We start from the raw sequence: 21,023 nt of genomic DNA, 5'->3' as shown, positions 1-21,023 counted from the left end.
CACATCGCTGGGAGACGCATGAGCGATCGCGACCCATCCCCCAACTGGCACGCGCTGAAGAACGACGAGGTGCTCCAGCGCCTGAAGGCGGACGAGCACGGGCTCGACTCGGCCGATGCCGAACAACGGCTCCAGGAGATCGGACCCAACCGTCTGCCGGAGACCGCGCGGACCGGGCCGATCCAGCGCTTCCTGCTGCAATTCCACAACGTGCTGATCTACGTACTGATCGCCGCGGCCATCGGCACCGCCCTGCTTGGCCACTGGCTGGATACCTGGGTGATCCTGGGCGTCGTGCTAATCAACGCGATCATCGGCTACATACAGGAGGGCAAGGCGGAGAAGGCCCTCGACGCGATCCGCCAGATGCTGTCACCGAAGGCCCAGGTGCTGCGCGATGGCCAGCGCCGCAGCATCCCCGCGGAGACGCTGGTCCCCGGCGACATCGTCTACCTGCAGGCCGGGGACCGCGTCCCGGCCGACCTGCGTCTCACTGCGGCACACAACATGCGCATCGACGAGGCCGCGCTGACCGGCGAATCCGTGGCCAGCGACAAGCAAACCGCCCCGGTAGAGACCGAGTCCGATCTCGGCGATCGCCTCTCGATGGCGTACTCCGGCACGCTCGTGGCCTTCGGTCAGGGCCGTGGCGTCGTCGTCGGGACCGGGGCCGATACCGAGATCGGCCGCATCTCCACCCTGATCGGGGAGGTGGAGACCCTGACCACACCGCTGCTGCGCCAGATCGCCCAGTTCGGGCGCGGCCTGTCAGTCGCCATCGGCGTGCTCGCCGCGGCGACCTTTGCCTTCGGCTTCTGGGTACGCGACTACGACCTGGTGGAGACCTTCCTCGCGGCGGTCAGCCTCGCGGTCGCGGCCATCCCCGAGGGCCTGCCGGCCATCATGACCATCACCCTGGCGATCGGGGTACAGCGCATGGCCGCGCGTCACGCGATCATCCGCCGCCTGCCGGCCGTGGAGACCCTCGGGTCGGTCACCACCATCTGCTCGGACAAGACCGGCACCCTCACCCGCAACGAGATGACGGTGAAGAGCATCGTCACCGCCGAGGCCGAATACGAGCTGGCCGGTGTGGGGTACGAGCCCCACGGCGGGATCACCCGCGACGGCGAGGATGTGAGTCCGGAAGCTGACCCCCTGCTGGCGGAGACCCTGCGCGGCATCCTGCTGTGCAACGACGCCGAGCTCTATCGCAGCGACGACCACTGGACCATGGAGGGCGACCCGACCGAGGGCGCCCTGATCGCCGCCGCCATGAAAGGCGGCCTGGAGCCGAAGGAGATCAACGAGCTCTTTGTTCGCGACGACCTCATCCCCTTCGAGTCGTCCTACAAGTTCATGGCCACCCTGCACCACGACCACGAAGGCGGTGCCTTCATCTTCCTCAAGGGGGCCCCGGAGCGGGTGCTGGCGGTATGCAGCCACCAGCGCACGGCCGACGGTGACCAGCCGCTGGAGAGCGAGCACTGGCAGGAGTGGATGGACGCGGTCGCGGCACGCGGCCAGCGCCTGCTCGCCCTGGCAACCCGACGCGTGGCCGATCACAAGCGCGAACTGGAATTCGCCGATGTCGAGGACGGCGGGCTGTCGCTGGTGGCGGTCTGCGGGATCATCGACCCGCCGCGCGACGAGGCCATCGCCGCCGTCGCCACCTGCCAGCAGGCCGGGATCCGGGTGAAGATGATCACCGGCGATCACGGCGTGACCGCCCGCGCCATCGCCGACGAGCTGGGCATCGACACGGCCGGCGGCGTGGTGGTCGGCCACGAACTGGAAAGCGCCACCGATGGCGAGCTGGAAGACATGGTCCAGCGTGTGGACGTGTTCGCCCGCGCCACGCCGGAACACAAGCTGCGCCTGGTCCGCGCCATCCAGAGCCATCACGAGGTGGTGGCGATGACCGGCGACGGCGTCAACGACGCCCCGGCACTCAAGCGCGCGGATGTCGGTATCGCCATGGGCATCAAGGGCACCGAGGCCGCCCGCGAGGCCTCCGAGATGGTCCTGGCCGACGACAATTTCGCCTCCATCGCCAACGCGGTCGAGGAAGGCCGCACGGTCTACGACAACCTGAAGAAGGCCGTCCTGTTCCTGCTGCCCACCAACGGCGGCCAGGCCTTCACCATTGTGGCCGCAATCCTGCTCGGCCTGACGCTGCCGCTGACACCGGTGCAGGTGCTGTGGGTCAATATGGTCACCGCCGTGACCCTGGCGCTGGCGCTGGCCTTCGAACCGACCGAGCCCGGCGTGATGCAACGCCCCCCGCGCCCACCGCGCGCGCCCCTGCTCTCCGGCTTCCTGATCTGGCGCGTCGGCTTCGTCTCCGCGCTACTGGTGGCCGGCACCTTCGGCCACTTCCTCTGGCTGGAACAACAGGGCGTGGCCGACGAATTCGCCCGCACCGTCGCCATCAACACCCTGGTCATGGGCCAGCTCTTCTTCCTGTTCAACAGCCGCTACATCCTGGAGCCGTCCTTCAATCTTGAGGGCCTGTTCGGCAGCCGCCCGGTCCTGATCGCGGTCGCCGCCCTGATCCTGCTACAGGGCCTGTTCACCTACGCCCCGCCCTTACAGTTCCTGTTCGGCACCACCGCCATCGGCCCCGAAGAATGGGCCCGCATCCTCATCTTCGGCATCGTCCTGTTCATTGTCGTCGAACTGGAGAAGGCCTTCCTGCGCCGTCGCGGCTTCAACCCACACCAGTAAACGCCTCCCCCGAGACGCCGCAGCGGCCCAATCGGGTCGGCCTGCCGCCCCGGCCCCGCCTGGCATGGGTTCACTCCCGAGGGTGCCATTCGACGGCAAAACGTCGCGGCTGCAAGCGCGAATAAACCCCGCGTCATCCCCGTTTCGTACACGTCTTCTCGTTATCGAGCATGGTTCGACCCGCCAAGGCTAACGCCCACATGCCTCTAGGTTCGGATTCAGTCGGCGCTGACTTCGACTCGGTTGCGTCCGCCCTCCTTGGCGGCATACAGGGCGAGGTCCGCGCGCTTGACGATGTCGCGGCTCTGATCGCCCTCCCGGTATACCGCCACGCCGAAGCTGGCAGTCACATGGCCATAGTCGCGGATCTCCAGGGCCGCGATCGCCGCGCGCAGCCGTTCCGCCAGACGCGCCGCACCCTCGAGATCGGTGTTGGCGGCCAGTACGAGGAATTCTTCACCCCCCCAGCGACCCGCGAGATCGGTGTCGCGCATCTGGGTCGAGACAGTCGTTGCAATTCTCACCAGCACCTCGTCGCCGGCATCGTGTCCCCAGGTGTCGTTAAAACGCTTGAAATGGTCGATATCGAACATGAGCAGCGCGCAAGGTCGACCGTAGCGTTCGGCCGCGGCAACCTCCTGTTCGATCGCCCCCTCCATGCGATAGCGATTCCACAGGCCGGTGAGATGGTCACGGGTAGCCAGGCGCTCGAGCCGCTGGTTGAGCTGACTGATTTCGCCGGCCGCGATCAGCACCGCGAGATCGCTGGCCAGGTCGGTCGCCGCACGCAGTTCCACCGATCGCCACCGGGCACTTTGTCCGCGCACGATTTCCTTCCAGGAAGCGAAGCTCTCGCGCGGCGACAGTCGGCCACTTTGCCGGTCGATGGTCTTGTCGGGATTGCCCGCCCAGATGCGGGTTTCGGCCTTCTCCGACCGAAAGAACAGCAGCCAGGCGTCACGCGGATTCCGCATCGGCAGCGGTACCGCCAGCAAGCCCGCGGCCCGGGCGGGTTCACAGAACGTTCCCAGCTCGGTCCCGCCGAGCTCGTTCGACGACCAGGCCAGCTCACTGGAGTGATGCTGGCTCAACCAGGCGACAATGCCATTGATCGACTCGGCATCCGGCACAGTGCCCACGCCGGCGCTCTGATCGCCGGCGGCCAGCACCGCGCCACTCGCCCGGAAGACCTGCAGCCAGTCCTTGCCGTGTCGCGCCAGCAGTTCTTCCGGCTCGGGAAACTCGCCACGTTCGTCGACCAGGACGTCGCGGCTGTCGTTGGCCCGCTGAATCAGCACGGCTTCCTCGCGTGCCTGGATCAATTCGAGCTGAAAGCAGGCGGTCTGCACCATGGCACGCAGGGCATCACGCAGCGCCGGCGACAGGATATTGGGTGACGTTGCATGGCAGGCCAACAACCCCCACAGCCGACCATCCAGATGCAGTGCAATCGACATCGAGGCGACCACACCCATGTTGGCCAGGTAGGTGACATGGATCGGTGCGACGGCACGCAGAATGCCGTGCGAGAGGTCGAGGGCTGAATCGTCGACCGGGTCGCTTGCCGGCACCAGCGGCACCGCTTCGGCCGTTGCATCCGGGATGTCGCGCACGCGCTTGATGCTGTAGAGCTGCCGCACCTGGGCAGGAATGTCGCTGGCCGGAAAGTGGTGGCCGAGGTAGCTGTCGGCGCCGTCGGCCAGGCTTTCGGCGACAACGCTGCCGTTCCAGTCCTCGTCGAACCGATAGATCATCACCCGATCGTAGCCGGCCAGTTCGCGCACCAGGGCGGTGAGCGCCCGCAGCAGCCCGTCACGGGTCGTATGACCGGACAGCTCCGTCTGCCAGTCGGCCATGGCGCCGAACAGCCAGCGCTCGGGATTGCCGGAAATCGGTTCGAATTCGGCCACCACCCGCGCACCGCTGCGATACGAGAGCAGGCGAAACCGCTGTGACCGGCCGCGGATCCGCAGCGACACGATCATCGCACCGTAACGGTTCGGGGACTCAAGCTGGGTGCGGATCTGATCGAGCCAGCGGCGAGTGAACAGCCGCTCGGGTGTCATGGCCAACGCATCCGCCACCCGCATACCGAGGATGGATTCGAGGTTGGCGCTAACCTGGCGAACCTCCTGGAGCTGCTCGTCCATGGCAATCAGCGCACCGTGCGGCTGAATCGCTCCCGGGATATGCACCGGCTCGCGCTCGCAAGCCTCGAGCGCGGCTTCCAGTTCCGGCTCGTCCATATCCTTCATCTCCTTCGGGGAGTTGCTGCGGGCGGTTAATTTAGCGCATTTCGACGGCATCTTTGCGGCTATCGAAGGTCTCCAGTTCGGCCTGGTAGATGGCGAACGCCTCTCGGGCCCCCACTACAGCCTGCTCGAGAGCGTCATGATCTTCCAGCTCGCGCTCGAGCATCGCCAGCAAGGTCCTGGAGGCGCCGGGCACCATGGCCTCCCCGAAGAAACGGCAAGGCGCGGTATCGCCCAGACTGGAATGGATGCACCTGGCAATCACCGCGCTGCCGTGACGCGACCCCTCCAGCACGTAAACCCGGCCCCACCAAGCCGCACGTCCGCCCGAAGGGTCTGGCGGGGTCTGCGAGGCCGGGGGAACGGGAGCGGGCTGGCCCAACTCGAACAGGTCTGCTTCCAGTCGCTCGAGACGTGGCGACAGCTCAAGTCCCGACTCAAAATGATGGCGGCTTTCATGAACCCACCGCTCCAGTCGCGCGTGCGGTCGGCACATGGCCGCGAGCGATTCAGCGTACTGCTCGCGGGTGAGATCACTGCTTGTCAGCCGCTGCATCAACCGGTGATGATCCAGCGCCTTGTGCGCTGCCGCCGTGCCCCTGCGCAAGGCCTGGTGCACGCGCCCCCGTTGATACCTTGTCATTACATCAATGGTAGCAGTTTGCGTCGAGCACGCGCCATTCCAAATCCCGGGTATTCAGCCTTTTCGCGCCAATACTCGTCGAGCCCCGGCTTGATGAACCCAAATCCAGGCGGGATGAGATAACGGAGCCGCAGTCGCACCTACGCCGCTGGGGTCCGGTCTAGTCTTTTGCCGTGGACACTTGCGGTCTCGTTAAGTTGATCGCTCCGGGTTCAGGCCCCACAGGAAAGGGCTTGCCGGCGGAGAGAACACGCGGGAAATACATCCGCCCCTGTTTGACGCCCGATAAACCGAATCGCACCGCCCGGCGGATCAGAATTTCACACGCACCGGCAGTCGATCCACGCGCCAAATCTCCGGAAGGGCCTCTTCCGGCTCGACGATCACCGGCACGGCGCTCTGGCCATCGCCAATACCGGTGCGCAGCTCGGCCGGCAGGCGGTCGGCGGCACCCACCGTATCCCACACCACAGCGGCCCGGTGTGTACGGTCCGGTAGAATCAGGGCCACCTCGCGGCCCGGCACGATACGGCGCTCCAGATGGCGCGGCTCGATGTACGCCACAATCCGCAGCCGGGTGCCGCTGTAGCGCAACAACGGGGTTCCCACGGTCACGAACTGGCCGGGCTCCGCCAAGAGTTCGGTGATCACCCCGTCGAGATCGGCCTCCTTCACCAGCAGCGCCCGCTCCTGTTGCAGTTCGGAGCGCTCGGACTGGAGCTGGTCGTAGCGAACCTGGAGGGTGTCGGGCCAGGTCTCCACCGAGTCTGCCTGCGGGAGCCGCTGCAGCTCGCCCTCGAGTTCCGCCAAGCGCTCTTCGATGCGTGCGCGCTCGGTTCGCACCGGCAGCATTTCCCCTTGGGACGCCGAACGGCGATCGATCAGCCGCATGAGGCGCGCCTCATGCCCGCGCACATCTCCCAAGTTGTCCTTCAACAGGCCGATCCGATGGTTCAGGTCCGCCTGGCGCTCACGGTGCGTATGGGCGACCCGCTCACGCAGCTGTACCAGGTCTATCTCGATCTGACGCAGCTTGCTCTCCAGTTCCGGGCTCCGCTGCACCACTACCGTGTCGCCTCGGCTCACACGCTCCCAGCGATCAACCTCCACCGAATCGACAAAACCGGGTACCCGAGCTAGCAGTTGATGCTGTGGGTACCAGATCATCGCCGGCACCTCGGTGGACAGCTGATCACTGATCAGCGAATACAGAAAATAGAGCACCGGGCTCGCAACCAGCAGCAGAATCAAGTACCAGCGCAGGCGAAACGCGGCCCGTCGAGCCGGCCCGTAGCGGACCTTGAGACCACCGTCCTGTCCGGCTTGGCGCCGGTCACTGCTGTCAAAGCGAATCTTCATCGGCCCACATATCCTTCAAATCGGAATAGCTCTGGATCGCAATCGGTAGTTCCCGACGCCCAAGTGGTTCGAGTGCGGCATTCAGCCCCGATTGCATGGCGTTCCAGCCATGCTGGAACCAGCTGTTCTCCGGTGGCAACGCGCGCTCCACGCTTTGCGCCAGCACCCAGTCAACTCCGGCCCCGCGCTGCAAGATTGGCTCCAATTGCGCTTCCAGCGTCTGCGGACGGGTGGCATAGGTCATCAGCGCGATTTCATCTACGCCGCGCTCGGCGAATTCGCAGCCAAGACAACGATCCGGGTCACCGAAGTCCCGCGGATGGGCACTAATCCCGACGCGCCAGGGGGAGGCATTGGCAGCGGCCGCCACCGTTTGCAGCCACTCCTCCAGCAACCAGTCGCGGTCGTGAACATAGCGATTGAGTTGATCGATCTCTATGTCGAGATGCAGGTCGGCAAAATCGACATGCGCCAGAGATTCAATGATCGCCACCAGATCCTTGCGGTGTTCGGGCAGGGTCCAGGTCGGTTCACCCAGCAACAGGCCGACGGATACCCCACGCCGGCGCGCCTCACGGATGAACCGTTCCAGAGGGTCCGCGGAAGAGACATACCGCCCGATCTGGTCGCCGTCCAGGGACAACCAAATGTGCTCTACGGCCGCACGTTCGAGCACCGGCCAGAAGGCGGGATCACGCCCCGCGATGACCGGCGCGCTTTGCCACAGATAGATACGAACCGGGCCGCCAAGGGAAGCTATTGCCTCGACACTCGCGCCCAGCACCTGCCGCGCCTGCGCCACTCGCTCCAGCCTTCGAGGTTGCTCGGTTACGAACTGGTCGCAGGCAATCTGTGCCAGCCAGATTTCCAGCGTGGCATCCAGCCGGGCCCGGGCGGCGCGATAGTATTCCGCACGCGCCGGCAACAACTCCTCCCAAGGCACGGCCAGCGCATCGTCGGTACGTTCTTGTGCGACGCGGAGACTGCGCTCGGCACGCTTCAGCTCGGCTGTCACAGCCTGCAGGCGACGCTGATGCACCTCGAGGCGCCGCTCGGCCAGATCCTGACGTTGCAGCGCCGCGCCCTGGGCAGCGGCCCGCAGGTGTTGCAGGCGCCGTTGCTCGGCCTGCAACTCGCGACGCAGAGGACTCTCGCCGCCGAAAGCTCGCAACGGGATGGAGACGGTCCAGACAAACTCCAGCCCGCTGCCCATGCGGCTGACGTCGTCCTCGTAGGTCGACGTGTAGCGCAGCTGCAGGTTGGACTGCAGCGCATTGAAACGGGTCAGGCGTTCGCGTTCGACCGCGGATTCGAGCTCTGCCTCGACCGCCCGCACGCCCGGCGCCCCGTCCGTTTCCTGCAGCGGACAGGTCATCCGTTGCGGATCAAACCATGCCGGGGCACGCGGCAGAGAGACCTGCCGGCCCAGCAAGCCCTCAAGTTCGAGCCGCGCCTCGTCCTCGCTAATCGCGGACTGGTCGGCATCCAGACGCGCAACGTCGAGACCTTGCTGCAACCGCCCGATCTCGTCATCGCGCATCAGTTGCTGATCGCGCCGATCTTGCAGCGAACGTTCCAGTTCGCCTTCCACCGAGAGCATGGCGCTGCTGAGCGCCTGCGCACGCTGCGCGTGCCAGATCCGGGCGTATTGCTCGCCGATGTCACGGCGAACCTCCTGCAACTGCTGTTCGTAGCGATAGGCCGCTGCACCGGCCTCGCCCCGGGCCTGCCAGATAGCTCGCCGTTGCTGTTCGTCACTGCCCAACAGCGGCCGTTGGACGCCGACAGTGGCCCGCGTACCCGTATAACGCCGGTTGATTCCGGCGGCGACCGGCTCGTCGAAAGTGCCGCCACCCGCGCTGCCGAACAGTTCCCAGCCGTGCGTTTCGTACTGGCGATCCTGTTGTGCCTGCGCGCGTTCGACCTCGGCCTGTTCCGCCAGGAGCAAGGGGGCCTGCGGTGCTTCCTCCAGCAACCCCGGCAAGGTGTCTCCGGCCTGCACACCACCGGCGGCGGCCAAGCCCGCCAGCCAGACTGCGGCCAACAATGTGGATCGTATGGTCATGTCAACGCTTGCTCTTGCGCAGCACCCACCAGGGTGCCATGGAGGATTCCTGACTGGAGTGGCGCCACCATTCGTTGATGATGGCTACCAGCGACCACACCCGCATGAGCATCGCAAAGAACGGGAACAACGGGATCAACCAGGCCAAGCGAAGGTCCCGTCCCCGCCGTTCGGAGATGAACACCAAGGCGGTGATGTACATGAGTGCCGTGAGTACGGCGTACAGGCCCATGATGATGATGAAGGTGGCCACCACCACCACCGGCGCCACCATGACCACCAGCCAAAGGGTGTACAGCACGATCAACACCGGCATGATCATCTGGAACAACATCCCGTACCAGAGTCCCAACAGCACGTTCCAGAACCCCATTTGCCGCACGGAAAACGCTGCGCGGTGCTTGCGCATGTACATGTAGAAAAGATCGCCGTCCCAGCGCAGGCGCTGGAGCAGGAAGCCCTTCCAGGTCGCCGGGCAATCGGTATGCCCCATGGCCCTCGGCTCGAACGCGATGCGAAAGCCCGGGTAGCGACCGAAGTACTGTTTGAGCCTGAGGGTCAGGTCGAGATCCTCGGCCGAGCCGGTCGTCCAGCCCCCGATCTTGCGCACCATCTCGGTCCGAAACACACCGAACGCACCCGAAATGTTATTGATACCGTGAAACTCTCCGAGCCCGACCTTGGCAAGGTGGATGGTGATCATGTACTCGAGCGCCTGGAAACGCGTCAGGAGATTGTCGTGCCAATTGCGGACCCGCAATGAACCGGCCACCGCGATCACATTGGGATCTCGAAAATGCCCAGCCGCTTCGGTCACCATCGTGTTGTCAAAAGAGGTATCGGCGTCCACCGCCAGCAGGATCTCCCCGCGCGCCATCTGCAAACCGGCGTTCAGAGACGAAACCCGTCCGCCGCGCGGCGTCTTTGGCACCACTACCAGCTTCCGGCTGGCATATCGCTCGACCTCGGGTTCCATCGCGCGCAGGGCGCTAAGCGTAGCCGGATTCTGGTCGGCCCCATCCACTACCGCGATGATCTCGATCTGCCCCGGGTAGACCTGCTCAAGCATGGAGCGCACCGTTCCCCGCACGCCCCCCCCTTCCGAGTAACACGTGATGATGCAGGTCACCCTCGGGGTATAGGGGTAGCGGGTCGGAACCGCGTAGATTCGCCGCGTGTAGTAGCGCAGCACCCCCAACCAGATCATCAGGTTCAGGGGCAGTTCCAGAAACACCACGAAGGGGATGAACATGTAGGCCAACGCGAGCGCATTCGTCTCGTGAAACAGCCCACCGAGTATCTCGACGATCTGCGCCAGGAATTCCAGCACACCGGTCATTGCGAGCGCGAAACCAGGCGGGCCATTACGGCCGCTGCGTCCTCGGCCTCGCTCATGCCGATCGAGGACTCGTGATAAACCCGCCCCAAGCGATCCAGGGCAGTCCCTTCTACACTGTCTTCCATTAGCCGGGACAGGCGGCCAGCCAATACATCCACCCCGTCGGCCGACGTCTGCGGCAGCAACAACCAGATGCGATCATCTGCCGTTCGCGTCACCAGATCAGTTGTGCGCACTAGTGCCTTGACCCGCTCAGCGAAGGAATCCACCAAGGCCGCGCCACGACCATGGCCCAGGGTATCGATCACCCGCGCCAACCCGTTCAGGTGCAGCAGGATCAGGCCAAACCGGATCTCTTCGTGGCGCTCCCGAAGTTTCAGCGTCCAGTCGAAGAAGAACTCGAAGTGCTCCGGTGAAACATAATTGATCTCATCGAAGACGCCGTACAAATCCCCGATGTCGCCGGTACGCGCGACCAGCCGGCCGGCCTCGGACAACCGGTAGCGATACACTCCAAGCGCTTCCAGGGCATCCGGGTCATGGGCTTGGCCGCAGGCCATGCAGCGCGCCAGAACACGCCCTTCCATAAACATGTGCTGACAGCCGCCGCAAACATGATTCTCCAGCGGCCGGTCATAATCCTCGCCAATATGCCGCAGGGTCGCGTGGCAGTTCGGGCAACTCAGCATCCCGTTGTCCTGGAACAGCCGCTGCGGCGCCACGTGCCCGCAACTGAAGCAGTGCAGTCCGGGCTCGGTGCGAATATCCAGCGAGTCGCATTCGGGACAGACATCCACGAAACTGAGGTGTCCATGGCGGCACCCCGGGCACAGGCGAACGCGATCCACCAGCTCCTGGCCCTCCACCAAGCGCCGCTGTTTCAAACCCCGCAGCCAGAACTCCGGGGTGTCCTCCTCCAGAAGCACATCCAACAAAGGGTAGCGGTAAAGCTCTGGGGCGGACCAGTCGCGCACCGGCTGCAGGCTCATGTGCGGGTGGCTCCACAGAAGTGTCAGCAAGACGTCATCCTGACTGCGTGCGGGCTGGCCTCCGTTCGCGGTCAGCAATCGGCCGCTGCACGTCTCGATACGTTCACCCGGGTTGTCCACCGTCTCGAAGGCCCCGTCTGTCAGGGCTCGACTCTCTGGTCCGGCGTCGCCCCGGGTCCAAATTAACTGCATTCGCCATTCGGGGTGCTGCCGCAGCGCGCGAATCAGCTCCAGCGGCTCGGGCAACGATTCCAGGTCCACGACAAAGCCGGTCCGCGCCCCGGATTCGGGTGTTGATGCCAATTCCTCGTAAGCCGCATGCTGCTGGCTCGGCAGGTTCGTGCCCAGCCCGTCGGCAAATCCGGCGCGACGAGAGAACACCACGATCCGAAGGGGCTCTCTTGTCTGTTGTTCCGGCTGCTCCGCCATCGAATTCCCTGATACCAACCCCATCTCCGGCCCCCCGCTGCGCGCCAAGCTACCAGCCAGCCACTCGTCAAAAAAACGTGACCGCGGTCACATCTTAACCGGAAATGGTCGCCCATGCCCCATGCGCGCAGTACGCCGCCCACTTCCCCACAAGCTTTAACAAGTCCAGTGCAAGGGGGGCCCGCCGGACACCCGGGGACACAAATCCGCGGGCGCCTGATGGTAAAGTGCACAAACAAGCTGCCGGCGACCCGGCCCGCACCCTATCCAAACCGCATTCACCTCAGGAGCACCATGGCGCAGTACATCTTCACCATGAACGGCGTGGGCAAGATCGTCCCGCCAAAGAAGTACATCCTCAAGGACATCAACCTGAACTTCTTCCCGGGCGCCAAGATCGGCGTGCTGGGCTACAACGGCGCGGGCAAGTCCACCCTGCTGCGTATCATGGCCGGGGTCGACACGGACATCGTCGGCGAGGCGCGCGCGCAGCCGGGCATCAACATCGGCTTCCTGTCGCAGGAGCCACAGCTCGACGAGAGCAAGGACGTGCGCGGCAACGTGGAAGAGGCGGTGGCCCCGGTCAAGGAGGCCCTGGCCGAGCTGGATCAGGTGTATGCCGCCTATGCCGAGCCGGAGGCCGACTTCGACGCCCTGGCCGCCAAGCAGGGCGAGCTGGAGGCGAAGATCGAGGCCGCCGACGGCCACAACCTGGAACGCAAGCTGGAGGTCGCCGCCGACGCCCTGCGCCTGCCGCCGTGGGATGCCGACGTGAAGAACCTCTCCGGGGGGGAACGCCGCCGCGTGGCGCTTTGCCGTCTGCTGCTGTCCAGCCCGGACATGCTGATCCTCGACGAGCCGACCAACCACCTGGACGCGGAGTCCGTGGCCTGGCTGGAGCGCTTCCTGCAGGAGTTCCAGGGCACCGTGGTCGCGGTGACCCATGATCGCTACTTCCTCGACAACGTGGCCGGCTGGATCCTCGAGCTGGACCGCGGCCAGGGCATCCCGTTCCAGGGCAACTACTCGCAGTGGCTGGAACAGAAGGAAAAGCGCCTGAAGCAGGAAGAAAAGTCCGAGACGGCCCGCGTGAAGGCGATGGAGTCCGAGCTGGAGTGGGTGCGCTCCAACCCGAAGGGCCGTGGCGCCAAGAGCAAGGCACGCCTGAAGCGGTTCGAGGAGATCGCCTCCACCGATTACCAGAAGCGCTCCGAGACCAAGGAGATCTACATCCCGCCGGGCCCGCGTCTGGGCGACAAGGTGCTGGAGGTGGAGAACCTGTCCAAGCACTTCGGCGACCGCGTGCTGTATCAGGGCCTGTCCCTGTCCGTCCCACGCGGTGCGCTGATCGGCGTGATCGGCCCGAACGGCGTGGGCAAGACCACCCTGTTCCGCATGATCGCCGGGCAGGAACAGCCGGACGAAGGGACCATCGAGCTCGGCGAGACCGTGCAGCTGGCCTATGTCGATCAGAGCCGCGACGCCCTCCAGGACGACAAGTCCGTCTGGGAGGAGATCTCCAACGGCCAGGACATCATCCAGGTCGGCAACTTCCAGATGCCGTCACGCGCCTATGTCGGTCGCTTCAATTTCAAGGGCACCGACCAGCAAAAGCGCATGAAGGATCTCTCGGGCGGGGAACGCAACCGCGTGCACCTGGCCAAGCTGCTGCAAAGCGGCGGCAACTTCCTGCTGCTCGACGAACCCACCAACGACCTGGACGTGGAAACCCTGCGCGCGCTGGAAGAGGCGCTGCTGGACTTCCCCGGCTCCGTGATCGTGATCTCGCATGATCGCTGGTTCCTCGACCGCATCGCCACCCACATCCTCGCGTTCGAGGAAGACGGCAACGTGGTGTTCTTCGACGGCAACTACCAGGAGTACGAGGAAGACCGCCACAAGCGCCTCGGCGCCGCGGCCGAGCAGCCGCACCGGGTCAAGTACAAACGACTCGCCTCCTGATCCACCCCGAAGGCCCGGCACCCGCCGGGCCTTTTGGTTTCCGGCCCCGGGGGACGCGAACTTATGAGCGCCCCTGCCTTGCCAAGGGCGTCACGCGGGCGGCCGCGATAACCAGGAGACAGCAATCAGCCCGAAGACCATCGCCCCGGCCGGCAGTAGGACGAACAGGATCGCAGCGGTGGACGGGACGGTCCGCGTATCGCCCAAGTCATCTGCGCAGCGCCGGGGTCAGAGCGATGCTGTGGAACGGTGGTGAAGGCATATCCGTCCCGGCTGGTACGTGGCGCTCGTCATTCCGTGTCGCTTCGCCTGCGGGGCAGGCGCCTGCACGTTGGGGGTTGGCCGGGGGCGGCAACTACCAGGCCAGCGGCCGGGTCTTCTCCACGAATTCCTCGGTAAACCCTTCCAGCTCCGAATCCTCGATCAGCCCTTCGCGCCGCATGCACGCGAACTGATCAAGCGCCTTCGAACGGGCGTGGCCATCGAAGATGAATTCCAGCCGTTTGTCCGCTTCGTGCAATTGCTGGTACAGATCCAGAAAGCGTTCGTGGTTCGACCGGTCCTCCTGTTCCATTGTCGCCCGACAATCGGCCAGGGCTCGTTCGCAGTAACGATCCAGCGCGGTTTCCTTCAACTGGCTGAACCGCTTCCAGTCCGACTCCTTGATCATTCCGGCAGCCTTCTCCAACTCGACACGTCAGGTGGTCAGGCGGGTGCGCGCCCAACAGACCGAAAATAATGCAACGGCAGCGATGGGCCAGCCAACCCCACCGGCGATCGCAGGTCCCGGTCAGGCGGCCTATCCCGGCACCGATGCCTCCATTGTTGAGAGGTTGCGCAGGAGTGCGCATTCCTTTCGTCCGAAATCTGGTCCATATTCGGATTAGCGGTCGGACTTCCCGGCCGGTCTGCCTTCGGGGCGGAGGTCGATGCAGGCATCCTTCGGCAACACAGGACGAACGGGGTCCGCGAACGGACGCGGAGAGCAGCGCGCGCAGCCCGAGCGGATCGCCACCTGCCGCCTGCAACTGCACCCGGGCTTCACGCTGGACGACGCCGCGAATGTAGTTCCCTACCTTGCGCGGCTGGGTGTGTCCCATGTCTACCTGTCGCCGATCCTGCAGGCGGTGCGTGGCAGCACCCACGGCTATGACGTGGTCGACCCCTCGCGGGTGAACGAGGAGCTCGGCGGCGAGGCGGCGCGCCAGCGCCTGGGCGCGGCGCTGGAGGCCGCCGGGATGGGGCTGGTGCTGGACATCGTGCCCAACCACATGGCGGTCGCCGGGGACCAGAACCCGTGGTGGTGGGATGTTCTGGAAAACGGCCCCGCCAGCCCGTTTGCGATGTATTTCGACGTGGACTGGGAGTCCTCGGAAGAACGTTGGCCGAACAAGGTCCTGCTGCCAGTGCTGGGCGATCATTACGGACGCGTCCTCGAGGCCGGAGAGATTCGCCTGCAGTACGCCGACGGGCTGTTCGGGCTTGCCTATTACGAGCACCGCTTTCCGCTCGACCCGTCCTCGCTCAACGATCTGCTCGACCGCGCCTATCGCGCCACGTGCATCGAACGGCTCGGCTTTCTCGCCGAATCCTGCGCACGCCTGCCGCAGCCACACCTGACCGCGCGCGATTCGGCGGAACGGCGCCACCGCGACCAGGATGTGATCCGCCAGCTGCTGGACGACATCACCCGCCAGGATTCGGGAGCCGCCGAGGCGCTCCAGGCCGAGGTGGAGCGGATCAACACCGATCCCGATGCCCTGGACGCGCTGATCGAGAAGCAGAACTACCGCCTGGCCTGGTGGCGCACCGCCGGCCGCGACCTGGGCTACCGCCGGTTCTTCGACATCAACGACCTGGCCGGGCTACGCCAGGAGCAGGAGGAGGTGTTCCGAGCCGTGCATGCCCTGCCGGTCCGCTGGGTGGAGGAAGGCTCGGTGCACGGCCTGCGGGTCGACCATCCGGACGGCCTGCGCGATCCCGCCCAATACTTTAGCCAGCTGAGCCGCGCCTGCCCGGATACCTGGATCGTCGCCGAGAAGATCCTCGAGCCGGGCGAGTCGCTACCCGACGACTGGCCGATCGCTGGCACCACCGGCTACGACTTCCTCAACCGCGTGCAGGGGCTGTTCGTGGACCCGGCCGGCGAGGCGCCGCTGACGCGGCTGTTCGAGGAACTGGCCGGCGTGGAGGCCGACTACCCGGAATTGGTCTACGACTCCAAGCGGCAGGTGCTGAAGGATCTGCTCGGCAGCGAACTCAACCGTCTGAGTTCGCTGTTCGTGGACATCTGCGAACGCCACCGCCGCCATCGCGACTACACCCGCCACGAGCTCTACCTCGCCCTGCTGGAGGTGGCCGCCTGCTTCCCGGTCTACCGCTCCTACGTGAGCCCGCGCGAAGGCGGGGTGACCATGACCGACGTCGGCTGCGTGGAGACTGCGATCGAGCAGGCCACCGAGCATCGCGCAGAGCTGGACAAAGAGCTTCTGCAGTTCCTGCGCGACCTTTTGCTCCTGCGCATCCCCGGCGAGCGCGAGACCGAGCTCGCCCTGCGTTTCCAGCAGCTGACCGGGCCGACGATGGCCAAGGGCGTGGAGGACACCGCGTTGTACCGTTTCCCCCGGCTGACAGCGCTCAACGAGGTCGGCGGCGACCCGGACCACTTCGGGATGTCGGTGGACGCGTTCCACGACGCTACCGCCCAGGCCCAAGGCCGCCATCCCGAGGCGATGCTGGCGACCTCGACCCACGACAGCAAACGCAGCGAGGACGTACGCGCCCGCCTGGTGTTGCTGTCCGAAATTCCGGGCGCATGGGCACAGAGCGTGCGTCGCTGGATGCGCCACAACGCCCGCCACCGCACGGGCGAATGGCCGGACCCGGCCACCGAATACCTCTACTATCAGACACTGATCGGCGCCTGGCCGATCGACGCCGAACGCATGACCGCCTACATGGAAAAGGCCACCCGCGAGGCCAAGCAGCACAACAGCTGGACCCATCCCCAGGCGGACTACGAGCAGGCGCTGCGCGATTTCGTGGCCGACACGCTCGAAGACCCCGGCTTTTGCGAGGCACTGGACTCGTTCCTGCAGCCGCTGGTCGGCCCCGGCCGCAGCAACAGCCTGGCGCAGACCCTGATCAAGCTCACCGCGCCGGGGATCCCGGACCTCTACCAGGGCAGCGAGCTGTGGGACCTGAGCCTGGTCGATCCGGACAACCGCCGCCCGGTGGACTTCGCAACGCGGGCCCGCCTGCTGGAGGAACTGGCACACCTGTCGCCGGCGCAGATCATTGCCCGCGCCGACGAGGGCCTGCCCAAGCAGTGGGTGGTGCACCAGACCCTGGCCCTGCGCCGTCGCCACCCGGAATGGTTCCGCCCGGATGCCGCCTACACCCCGCTGCGGGCCAACGGCGAGCGTACCACGCATGCGGTGGCCTACCAGCGCGGCGCGGGAGCGCTGGTGCTGGTGCCGCGCCTGGTCCTCGGGCTGGCGGACGACTGGCGCGACACCCGGCTCCCGCTGCCGCCGGGCAACTGGCATAACCGCCTGTCCGGCGAGACGCTGGAAGGCGGCGAACGGCCGGTGGCGGAGATCCTCGGAGCGTTTCCGGTCGCGCTGCTCGAACGCGAGGAGCCCATGCCATGACGACCGTGCGGGTGTGGGCGCCAGAGGCGATCCAGGTCGAGCTGGAGTGCGACGGCAGTTATTTGCCGATGGACCGTGGGGCGGACGGCTGGTGGTCACTGGACACCGAGCGACTGGTGCACGGCAGCGACTACGCCTTCCGCGTCGACGGCAACGGCCCGTTTCCCGATCCGCGTTCCGCCTGGCAACCGCAGGGCGTGCATGGCCCGTCGCGCTGGCTGGACCATTCCCGCTTCGCCTGGAACGACGCCGGCTGGCAGGCGCCGCCGCTGGCTGCGGCAGTCATCCAGGAGATCCACGTCGGCACCTTCACCCCGGAGGGCCGCTTTGACGGCGTGATCGACCGGCTCGACCATCTGGTCGAACTCGGCATCACCCACCTGGAACTGATGCCAGTGGCGGAGTTTCCCGGCGCGCGCGGCTGGGGCTACGACGGGGTCGACCTGTATGCTCCGCACCACGCCTACGGGGGCCCCGACGGCCTGAAACGGCTGGTGGATGCCTGCCACCGCCGCGGCATCGCGGTGCTGCTGGACGTGGTCTACAACCACCTCGGGCCGGACGGCAACTACCTGGCGCAGTTCGGCCCCTATTTCACCGACCACTACCAAACCCCGTGGGGCGACGCCGTGAACCTCGACGGCCCCGACAGCAACAGCGTGCGCCGCTTCTTCATCGACAACGCCCTGATGTGGCTGCGTGACTACCACATCGACGGCCTGCGCATCGACGCGGTACACGCGATCGTCGATACCTCGGCCATCCATTTCCTGGAACAACTCGCCACCGAGGTGCAGCGCCTCGAGGGGGAACTGGGGCGGCATCTGGTGGTGATCGCGGAGAACGACCGCAACGACCCGCGCGTGGCGTGGCCGGTCGAAGCCGGCGGCTACGGACTCGATGCGCAGTGGAACGAAGACTTCCACCACGCATTGCATGCGCTGCTGACCGGGGAGTCCGACGGTTACTACGCGGATTTCGGCCGCCTCGCCGATCTGGCCCGGGTACTGACGCGCGGCCTGGCCTACGACGGCCGATACTCCCGCTACCGCCGCCGTATCCACGGCCGCCCGGCATCCGATCTGCCGGGGCGACGTTTCATCGGCTGCCTGCAAAACCACGACCAGATTGGCAACCGACCCAATGGGGAGCGCATCAGCCATCTGCTCTCCCCCGGCCTGCTGAAGATCGGGGCGGCGCTGGTGATGACCAGCCCCTTCGTGCCGATGCTGTTCCAGGGGGAAGAATGGGCTGCGCAGACCCCGTTCCTGTATTTCACGGATCACACGGACGCCGACCTCGGGCGCGCGGTCACCGAAGGCCGCCAGCGCGAGTTCGCGGCCTTCAGCCGGGATACGGACGGGATTCCGGACCCGCAATCCCGCGAGACCTTCGAACGATCCAGGCTGAACTGGGGCGAGCGCGAACGCGAACGCCACGCCGGAATCCTGCGATGGTACCGATCCCTGATCGCCCTGCGGCGCAGCCACCCGGCATTCGGCGATGACCGGCTGGATGCGGTCGAAGCGAGTTTCGACGAGGCCGGGCGCTGGTTGATGATGCGCCGGCCGGGACTGCTGGTGGCGTGCAACCTGCAACCTGCTCCGCAACGCCTGGAATGCCCGGCGGCCGCGGACCTGCACACCCTGCTGCAATCCGATGCGGGTATCGTCGTGGGACCCGACCGCCTCGACCTGCCCGGCGAGTCCGTTGTCATCCTGGAGCAAGAGCGATCCGCCATGCCCGCCTTACCCACATTTCATGTCGAAGGAGTGACCCAGTGACGGTATCCGACCGCCCCGTACAACGCATTGACGGCTACCTGCCGATCGAGGAACACGGCCTGATCGGAAACTGCACGACCGCCGCCCTGGTGGGCCGCGACGGGGCGATCCCCTGGATGTGCGTCCCCCGCTTTGACTCGGAGCCATTGTTCTGTGCGCTGCTGGACCACCAGCGCGGCGGCGCCTTCACCGTCGCCCCGGAACCACTGGTCACCTCGCACCAGCGCTATATTCCGGATACCGCCGTCCTGATTACCGAGATGGCCGGCCCCGAGGGGCGCGTCCGGGTGACCGACTGCCTGCCCCTGCGCGCAGGGGCCGACCTCTCCGAAGACGCACCCGCCGGAAGGAACGAGCTGCTTCGCCGGATCGAGGTGCTGGAGGGTCGGGTACGCCTGCGGGTCCGCGTCGCACCCCGGGGCGGTGCGGATGTGTATGCGCACGGGGCTGGCCTGGGCCTGTCGTTGCACCGCCAACCGGACCTGGAACTGGCCCTGAGTTCGTCCCTGCCCCTGGAGGGGGAGGACAGCCTGCATGAACTGGAGGCGGGGGAGCAGCATCACGTGCTCCTCGGGTGGGGGCCGCATACACATCGGTTCCAGCCCCGCACCCCGCAGGAACTGCTCGAGGCCACCCTGCTGGTCTGGCGACGCTGGATGACGCACTTCAGCTATGAAGGGCCTCGCGAGGACCTCGTCCGCCGCTCGGCTGTCACCCTCAAGCAGATGGACTACACCGCGACCGGGGCCATGATTGCGGCACCGACGTCATCCCTGCCGGAGGCGATCGGCGGACCGCGCAACTGGGATTACCGCTACGCGTGGATCCGCGATGCGGCCTTCTCGGTGTACGCGATGAGCGATATCGGCATGACCCACGAGGCCGCCGGATTTATCGGCTGGGCCCTGGACGCCGTTGATCGCGCGGGCTGGCCCCGGGTGTTGTATGACGTGGATGGCCACCTCCCGCAGCCGGAGCGGAGCGATCCCGAACTGGAGGGCTACCGCGGTTCGGGGCCCGTGCGCTGGGGGAACGGCGCGGTCGAGCAGCGTCAGCATGACGTGTTCGGGGAGATCCTCGATTGCGCCTATCGCTGGGTACGCTGGGGCGGCACGCTGGACGATCACCTGTGGGAACGCCTGCGGCGCCTGGTCGAGTCGGCCAACACGGAGTGGAAAAACCCCGACCACGGTATCTGGGAGGTCCGCACGGCCGGACGACCCTTTACCTACTCCGCCGCCCTGTGCGCGGTCGCGCTGGAGCGCGGGGCCGAACTGGCCGAGAGCAACGGCGTGCAAGGCGACAGCGCCCTCTGGCGTTCCGAGGCGCGACAGATCCGCGAGGCAATCATCGAACAGGCCTGGGACCCCGAACTCCAGACCTTGACCGAGCATCTGGGCGGCGGCGGCGTCGACGCGAGCCTGCTGGCACTACCGGGACGCGGCCTTATCCCCGCGGATCATCCGAAGATGGTCGCCACCACAGAGGCCATCATCCGGCGCCTGGGCGCAGGGAACGGGCTGCTGTACCGCTACCTGCCGGAGGAGTCGCCGGACGGGCTGCCTGGGCACGAGGGTGCGTTTGTCCTGTGCAGCTTCTGGCTGGTCGACAATCTGGTCGGGCAGGATCGGCTGGAGGAGGCCCAGGCGCTGTACGACTCCCTGTGCGACCGCACCAATGCGCTGGGTCTGCTCCCGGAACAGATCGACCCGGCCAGCGGCGCTTTCCTCGGCAACTTCCCGCAGGCATTCAGCCACGTCGGCCTGATTTCGAGCGGCATCAAGCTCGCGCGGGCGCTGGAGCGAAGCCGAGAGCGTTGAG

General features: G+C 66.0%; 12 protein-coding genes. 5 read left to right on the top strand and 7 right to left on the bottom strand.

What is annotated here, in order from left to right; all coding sequences use genetic code 11:
• Positions 1–18: 18 nt before the first annotated feature.
• Positions 19–2,727 carry a cation-transporting P-type ATPase gene (locus D578_RS0110985; RefSeq protein ID WP_018949991.1) on the top strand — a complete coding sequence of 903 codons (2,709 nt, stop codon included), beginning with the start codon at positions 19–21 and terminating at the stop codon, positions 2,725–2,727.
• Between the two features lie 218 nt (positions 2,728–2,945).
• On the opposite strand, the gene D578_RS0110980 is transcribed toward D578_RS0110985, so the two are convergent.
• From D578_RS0110980 to D578_RS0110955, 6 genes are all read right to left on the bottom strand, one after another.
• A complete protein-coding gene (locus D578_RS0110980) occupies positions 2,946–4,973 on the bottom strand; it encodes a sensor domain-containing diguanylate cyclase (RefSeq protein WP_018949990.1) in 2,028 nt (675 codons plus the stop codon).
• Positions 4,974–5,013: 40 nt separating this feature from the next.
• On the bottom strand, positions 5,014–5,622 hold the full coding sequence (locus D578_RS0110975) for a biliverdin-producing heme oxygenase (protein ID WP_018949989.1): 609 nt from the start codon (positions 5,620–5,622) through the stop codon (positions 5,014–5,016).
• A 312-nt stretch (positions 5,623–5,934) separates the two neighbouring features.
• Entirely contained in the window at positions 5,935–6,981 is a 1,047-nt protein-coding gene (locus D578_RS0110970) for an HlyD family secretion protein (protein ID WP_018949988.1), read from the bottom strand.
• Positions 6,965–9,046: a TolC family protein gene (locus D578_RS0110965; protein ID WP_026289305.1), complete on the bottom strand. Its 2,082-nt coding sequence runs from the start codon at positions 9,044–9,046 to the stop codon at positions 6,965–6,967. Before D578_RS0110965 ends, D578_RS0110970 begins: the two co-directional genes overlap by 17 nt.
• A 1-nt stretch (position 9,047) precedes the next feature.
• Positions 9,048–10,385 carry a glycosyltransferase gene (locus D578_RS0110960; RefSeq protein ID WP_018949986.1) on the bottom strand — a complete coding sequence of 446 codons (1,338 nt, stop codon included), beginning with the start codon at positions 10,383–10,385 and terminating at the stop codon, positions 9,048–9,050.
• On the bottom strand, positions 10,382–11,803 hold the full coding sequence (locus D578_RS0110955; RefSeq protein ID WP_018949985.1) for a diguanylate cyclase domain-containing protein: 1,422 nt from the start codon (positions 11,801–11,803) through the stop codon (positions 10,382–10,384). The genes D578_RS0110960 and D578_RS0110955 overlap by 4 nt, the downstream gene beginning before the upstream one ends.
• Before the next feature lie 294 nt (positions 11,804–12,097).
• Between D578_RS0110955 and ettA the strand changes: the two genes are divergently transcribed.
• Positions 12,098–13,765, top strand: coding sequence for an energy-dependent translational throttle protein EttA (gene ettA / locus D578_RS0110950; protein WP_018949984.1), 1,668 nt, complete (start codon positions 12,098–12,100; stop codon positions 13,763–13,765).
• A 355-nt stretch (positions 13,766–14,120) separates the two neighbouring features.
• Here ettA and D578_RS0110945 read toward each other — a convergent pair whose 3' ends face one another.
• Positions 14,121–14,435: a hypothetical protein gene (locus tag D578_RS0110945; protein WP_018949983.1), complete on the bottom strand. Its 315-nt coding sequence runs from the start codon at positions 14,433–14,435 to the stop codon at positions 14,121–14,123.
• 259 nt (positions 14,436–14,694) lie between these two features.
• On the opposite strand from D578_RS0110945, the gene treY reads away from it, so the two are divergent.
• Genes treY through D578_RS0110930 form a run of 3 tightly spaced genes read left to right on the top strand, consistent with a single transcriptional unit; the run spans position 14,695 to position 21,022 of the window.
• Positions 14,695–17,418: a malto-oligosyltrehalose synthase gene (treY, locus tag D578_RS0110940; protein ID WP_018949982.1), complete on the top strand. Its 2,724-nt coding sequence runs from the start codon at positions 14,695–14,697 to the stop codon at positions 17,416–17,418.
• Positions 17,415–19,202 carry a malto-oligosyltrehalose trehalohydrolase gene (gene treZ, locus D578_RS0110935; protein WP_018949981.1) on the top strand — a complete coding sequence of 596 codons (1,788 nt, stop codon included), beginning with the start codon at positions 17,415–17,417 and terminating at the stop codon, positions 19,200–19,202. The genes treY and treZ overlap by 4 nt, the downstream gene beginning before the upstream one ends.
• Complete coding sequence (locus tag D578_RS0110930) at positions 19,199–21,022, top strand: glycoside hydrolase family 15 protein (protein ID WP_018949980.1); 1,824 nt, start codon at positions 19,199–19,201, stop codon at positions 21,020–21,022. Before treZ ends, D578_RS0110930 begins: the two co-directional genes overlap by 4 nt.
• Position 21,023 lies beyond the last annotated feature (1 nt).

This window comes from Thioalkalivibrio sp. ALMg11 (assembly GCF_000377905.1).
GTDB lineage: Bacteria > Pseudomonadota > Gammaproteobacteria > Ectothiorhodospirales > Ectothiorhodospiraceae > Thioalkalivibrio.
The sequence above is the reverse complement of the archived record's forward strand: the minus strand, read 5'-3'. Positions and strand labels throughout refer to the sequence as shown.